5 protein-coding genes are annotated in these 6,174 nt (G+C 47.3%); 2 read left to right on the top strand and 3 right to left on the bottom strand.

Annotation, left to right across the window (positions count from 1 at the left end):
* The first annotated feature begins 57 nt into the window (after positions 1-57).
* Both Q7P68_RS08965 and Q7P68_RS08970 read left to right on the top strand, forming a co-directional pair.
* Positions 58-1,710: an outer membrane protein assembly factor BamB family protein gene (locus Q7P68_RS08965; protein ID WP_304224899.1), complete on the top strand. Its 1,653-nt coding sequence runs from the start codon at positions 58-60 to the stop codon at positions 1,708-1,710.
* 79 nt (positions 1,711-1,789) lie between these two features.
* Entirely contained in the window at positions 1,790-3,439 is a 1,650-nt protein-coding gene (locus tag Q7P68_RS08970) for a P83/100 family protein (protein ID WP_304224900.1), read from the top strand.
* A 63-nt stretch (positions 3,440-3,502) separates the two neighbouring features.
* Here the strand turns inward: Q7P68_RS08970 and glgA are convergent, their stop codons facing one another.
* From glgA to Q7P68_RS08985, 3 genes are all read right to left on the bottom strand, one after another.
* Positions 3,503-4,981, bottom strand: a complete 1,479-nt coding sequence (gene glgA / locus Q7P68_RS08975) for a glycogen synthase GlgA (protein ID WP_304224901.1) — start codon at positions 4,979-4,981, stop codon at positions 3,503-3,505.
* A gap of 22 nt (positions 4,982-5,003) precedes the next feature.
* Positions 5,004-5,420, bottom strand: coding sequence for an ACT domain-containing protein (locus Q7P68_RS08980; RefSeq protein ID WP_304224902.1), 417 nt, complete (start codon positions 5,418-5,420; stop codon positions 5,004-5,006).
* A 9-nt stretch (positions 5,421-5,429) separates the two neighbouring features.
* Positions 5,430-6,174: phenylacetate--CoA ligase family protein (locus Q7P68_RS08985; RefSeq protein WP_369695318.1), on the bottom strand; the 745-nt coding region annotated here is incomplete at its 5' end.

Genomic DNA, 6,174 nt, shown 5'->3' on the forward strand with positions numbered 1-6,174 from the left:
AGGCTATTCATTTTTTTATTACTAACAATAAGTAGTCCAATATTACTCACCGCCCAAGTGGAAAACTCTGAGGCAAAATGGCGCCAAGCACTCGGAGGCAAGGTACTCAGTATACCGGCCGCTCAAGCAGAATCGGTGGTGATGGTTACCGATGACGGTATGCTCCGCTGCTACAGTTACGCAGGCCGGCTGCTCTGGCAATTTGATGCTCAAGGGAAATTAACACCCTTTGTAAGCCGTTCTCAGGAAGGTACGAGTTATATTTGCAAAATCGACGGCACCTTAATGGCAATAAACCGATCAGGAAGGCTGCTTTGGACAAAAAAACTGTCTGATCCCCTTGCGGCCACTCCCCTCATTGGTTGGGACGGTCGCATCTTTATTCCCCAGGAACAAGAAGTCCTCTGTATCAGTGCCGCAGGGGACCAGCGATGGATCCTCAAACTCGACGCGCCCCTTGCATTGCCCCCAGTTCAGGACAGCAAGGGTGGAATACTTATAGCCCTAAAATCTGGCCAGGTACTGAATATTTCAGCTATCGGCGACATACAAAGCATTACCGTAAAAGAAGCTCCTGCTGTGCTCGTCGATTTTTCTGAATCTGTCGGTATTGGTCCAGGCGTTATAGTCTATTACCGGAACGGAAACGGAGAAATAATACCTTTTTCTGGCCCCTCAAAGCCGCTTCCAAGCATTTCAGGTTTACCCATCGCAGCAGGCCGACATGGTTCACAGTTAGCAATCCTCCTTGAATCGGGGTCACTGGTCTCCATTTCTCTTGAAACGATGCAAATTATTTGGCAAGGGACGGGGCCAGTAAAATCAAATAGCGAAAATATGGCCTTTCCTCTTTCCGGAAAGACCAATACCCGTCCTTCCATTCTTTTTGATGAACGAGGTATTTATGCCCTCAGGTTGTCCGGTGCTGCGGGCTTTACCGCCGATGGCAGACGACTTTGGTCCATTGCAATACAGGGAGCCGCATCAAGCCCCAGCTTTTCCGACGAAGGAATCCTCTATTCGGGGGGCAATGACTGGATACTCTATGCCTACAAGCTTGAGGATCGAGTTCGCCTCGTTTCACGCTCGCTCTACGGCCCCGCACCTGATGGAACCTATCAATTTGAAAAACGTGCAGATCCTCAGATCGTCTCTGATCCATTCTTTTTTGAAGAAACTAATATCATTCGTATCCTTTCTCAGATTGAATCACTGCTCAACAAAGGCACAGTAGGCCCAGAAGAGCCTGCAAGTTTATTGATGTTAATGCATATTGCATCCGGAGGGATGCATAGTTCTAGTATACCATTCCGCTTACAGCCCCTCGTACAAGCCAATTACCGAGTATGGGCCATACAGCTCCTTGCGCGGCTGGGGTCCCGGGAAACCATTCCTTTTTTTACAAACCTTGCGCGGAATGAACAGGATAGCCTTATCGTCTCAGAAATCGCCGCAGCAATTGGCCATATCGGTGTTGATCCCGAAGGGCTCGCTCTTGCAGTCTATGAACGGATCATGCATTCTGGCCAATATCGCCAGGATGAACGGGTACTCACCGCCATAGCCCAATCAATTGGAGCTCTCTGCCGTTTTTCTGGACCACCCTTAAGCAGCGCAGGTATTCCTTATCTCATCAAATTATCTGAAACAGACAAGCCTCCGGTGGTTCGACATAACGCGCAACAAGCACTTCAGCGTTTGCTTAATTAGAAAAAAGTTGCTTTTTTCTATTAGCTCATCAATATTTTATAAAAATAGAGTATAATGCTTTTAGCAGGAGAACCAATTAATGAATGTTATACGTAAGTTTTTAGCGGCTTTAGTATTTTTTGCTTTTGCTGTCTACAGTTTTTCCATCGAAGTAGACAAAGCAGAACTTGAGTCCACTCGAAACAGCAATATTATTTTTATTAATTATGAAGGTCCCCATGCCCGCATTGAAACAAGAGAAGATATCCGCGGTATAGGTTATGCCCTGGGACGAGTTATTAAAGCTGGGGCCCTTCGGGCTGGAAACACGAACCGCTATTTTGCGGTCCATTCAGTCTCCTCCAACAAAGCATTGCTGGATGCAGACATTTTTGGTCTTGGAATTGATGTTGGTGTGGATCATATACGAAACCTGCGCCTTATTTTACAGGGTTATCTTGAAGGAGCCTACGATTACAGTGCCGCCGATGCAGCCCTGCTTGCCCAATTCATCACTATTTACAACGCAGTGTATCGGGGAAACTGGAACTATTTTACGACCCGCTATGCCCCGAATGTCGTAGCTGAATTAACAAAAGAAAAAGCTGGTCTTTCTATTCGTTTTGATGAATGGCCTGGGAAAGCGTTGATTATTATTCCCCTCGCTACAGGACAAGCCGGATCTCTCAGCGCGGTAGATACAAGTAAAATTACCGAAAAACCAGTCATTGAGCAGCTAAAAAAAGATGAAAATCTTGGGCTCGATGCTAGGAAAGACATGGTAGATCTTAAGGAACGGGAAGCCCAGGAGGCAAAACAGACTGCCCAGGTACAAAAGGAAGCCATAGCCCAGGAAGAGGCAAAACTGGCGGCGGAAAAGGCAGCCCTTGAAGCGGAAAAAGCCCGCCTGGCGGAGGAAAAAGCTCAGGCAGCAAAGGCTGAAGCTGCACAAACGGGCAGCTCAGCGACCGGAGCAGCCGCTGAAGGACAAGCAGCCACCGGCAGCACGGCTCAAGGAAGCGCCGCTCAAGCCGGAACTGAAAAGACCGCAACAAGCCAAGAAATAACAGCAAAAGAAGAGGCTATAAAAGCCCAAGAGCAGGCTATAGCACAAAAAGAACAGGCCCTGGAAGCACAGAAACAGGATGCTGCCGCTGCGGAAGAGCGGGCCCAGCAAAAAGAAGCGGAAGCTAAGGCCGAACGAGCAGAGATTGCTAAGGACCAACAGCAGGTCATTAAGGCCCAGGAGGCAGCAAAAACCGAACCGGAAGGGATTCTAGGCATTAGCTTATTGCAGAATACCAATGCCCTAGGCCGACTCGTACTAGTAAATCCTGCAAATGGATCAGTGTTAAAGCAATCCACACTGAACACCATTAACAGCAGAGCTATGGTAATAGTGGCGGATAAAATCATCGCTATCGCTGGCCAGGCTCAGGGGACCGGAGCGGTTCGTCTTGTCCAGATAGACTCTAAGAGCCTCGAAATGCTCAAACAAGGCGATGTAGACATCGGCTCTTCTAGCCTTCTCTGGCTCCAAGACAATGACCTGTACGCTCTATCGAATACGGCTGGAAAATTATACCTCGCCCGGTTTGATCCGAATTTGCAGCTGCAAAGCAAATCTGCAGTCGAAGTACATCCCTTTGCTTCAGTACTCTTCTATGGGGAAACCCTTCTCACCCAGAGACTCGACGGATCACCCTTAGTTCTTAACAGCAAGGACCTCACAGAAAAGAAAGGCCAATAAGCCAATTTCATCAAATAAAAAAAGGGGATGTCCACGAATACTTATAGGACATCCCCCAATTGTTTACTTAAAGCGTGCGAGGGTTTTTTCGTATACTTCTATATATTTTCTTGCGGACTGTTCCCATGAAAAGTTTTTCTGCATCCCCCGTTTTCTCATGGCTACAATATGTTCATGGCGGTTATAATAAGCCCAGAGGGCCCATCCAACCGTATCATAGATAGACCGCGGGGTCAGGTCATCGAACATGAAACCTGTTCCCTCTCCAGTATCCTGGTTGTAGTTTTCTACCGTGTCTGCAAGACCTCCTGTACGATGCACAATGGGAGGCGTTCCATAGGCTAGGGAATACATTTGGTTAAGGCCGCAGGGTTCGTAGCGGCTTGGCATAAGGAAGAAATCGCTCCCTGCTTCGATAAGGTGGCTCAGCCGTTCGGAGTATCCAATCTGCACCTTAAAATTAGGAAGCTGGCTGCTTAAGCTGCGAACCTCCTGCTCGCACCATTTTTCGCCGGAACCTAATAATACAAATTGCAATTTCATGTCATGGCAAATAGACCAGGCAGAACCATAGGCCGGACCAAAGAGCTCGCCGATACCCTTTTGTTCAGTCAGCCTTGTTACCATGCCAATAACGGGAATTCCCGGATCCACCGGAAGACCATATTCTTTCTGGAGTGCTGCTTTTGCGACCTTCTTCCCTTCCAAATTTTTATAGCTATAGTGTTCTGGTATATAGGGATCCTTTTCAGGATTCCAAACATCGGTGTCGATACCGTTTAAAATACCCACATAATCTGATGCTCGCTGGCGAAGTACACCGTCTAACCTGAATCCATAGGCCTGAGTCTTTGTCTCCTCCGCATAGGTGGGTGAAACGGTAGTAAGGAAGTCAGCGCTGGTCAGCCCCGCTTTAAGGAGGTTCATCCGGTCCCAATCATCGAAACCCGCTTGTACAAACAAATCCCATCCTAACTGGGTATAGGGATAAAAATCCTTGCTGTAGACACCTTGATATCCAAGGTTGTGTATCGTAAAGACCGATGCTGTATGAGAAAACTCATTCTGCCGTTCTCTATATTTGAGGTATACCGGCACAAGAGCTGTAGGCCAGTCATGGGCATGCATTATGTCAGGGTACCATGCAAGTTTTCTACAAAGTTGGAAGGCTCCGCGGCTTAAAAAGGTGAAGCGGCGAGGATTATCTGAAAAATCGGGCTCAAAAGGAGTCCCATAGACACCATCCCGGCCAAAAAAACCTTCATGATCTAAAAAATACACATGGACTGGATTCTTTTCATCCGAACCGGGAAGTGGCGCCTCATACACGGCACACCATTCTTCACCATAACCGACGGGCACCCCTAGGGGACCTTCCAGCTTAGATAGCTTGTCCCGGGAAATTGCATAATACCGTGGCAATACAAGGCGAACATCATGGCCAAGTTTTGAAAGGGCGATTGCGAGAGCTGAGACAGCATCTGCGAGCCCTCCGGTTTTTGCGAAGGGCACCGCTTCGCTGGTTGTCATAAGTATTTTCATAGGAAACTATTCTATGCTTTTTTTAAAATTTTTCCAGTACCGATAGTCCATGTTCCTGGACAATACGAAGACCATGCTGTATGTCTTCTACCTTAAAGATTACAACCGCCTTACCAGGAGATCCTTCAAGAGATGCATAAAGGTATTCAATGTTTACCTTTGTGGACTGAAAGAGTTCCATAACTTTTGCAAGGCTTCCTGGCTTGTCATCAATTTCCACGGCAAGGACATCGGTCGTTCGGGCGGTAAGGCCCGCCTTAGACAGGGCTTCCATGGCAGTATCGACTTGATCTACGATAAGCCTTAAGATACCAAAGTCGGCGGTATCTGCAATTGAAATAGCCCTGATATTCACTTTTGCATTTGCAAGAACCTTTGTAACCTCAGCAAGCCGACCCGCCGTATTTTCTAAAAAAACCGATATCTGCTTAATCTGCATACCTACCTCCTACAGGGTCCGTCTATCGATAACCCGTTTTGCCTTACCGATGGAACGTTCGATGGTTTTCGGTTCCACCAGTTTAACCCGCAATGCTATTCCCAGTTTGGACTTCATGACATTTTCGATCTTGGTTTTAAGAGATTCAAGGCTCTTTGTTTCGTCTCCAAAGAGTTCTTTCTTAACCTCCACCTGCAATTCTACTTCATCCAGGTGGCTCGGTCCACGATCTACGATAATGAGATAGTGAGGATCGGTCCCTTCAATTTCGATGAGGGCATGCTCAATCTGGCTGGGGAACACGTTCACCCCTCGAATGATCAGCATGTCATCGGTGCGACCGAAGAGCCTGTTCATTTTCACTGTGGTCCGTCCACAGGAACAGAATTCTCTGCGAAGAAAGGTAACATCTCGGGTTCTATACCGTATGAGAGGAGTTCCTTCTTTTACCAAAGTGGTAAAGACTAATTCACCCTTTTCACCATCCGGAAGAACTTTTCCCGTAGTGGGATCTATAACTTCAGGATAAAAGAAATCTTCGTTAATGTGGAGGCCATTTTTTGCTTCGCATTCAAAGGCTACACCGGGACCGGTGATCTCTGTAAGGCCGTAAATATCATAAGCATCGATACCATATTTAGCTTCGATCTCCTTGCGCATGTTTTCGCTCCAGGGTTCGGCACCAAAGCAGCCTGCCCTAAGCTTCATGGCCTTAATATCGATCCCTGATTCGGCAGCTTCTTCGGCCATATAC

This window comes from Gracilinema caldarium (genome assembly GCF_029265695.1).
In the GTDB taxonomy this organism is placed as follows: domain Bacteria; phylum Spirochaetota; class Spirochaetia; order Treponematales; family Breznakiellaceae; genus Gracilinema; species Gracilinema caldarium_A.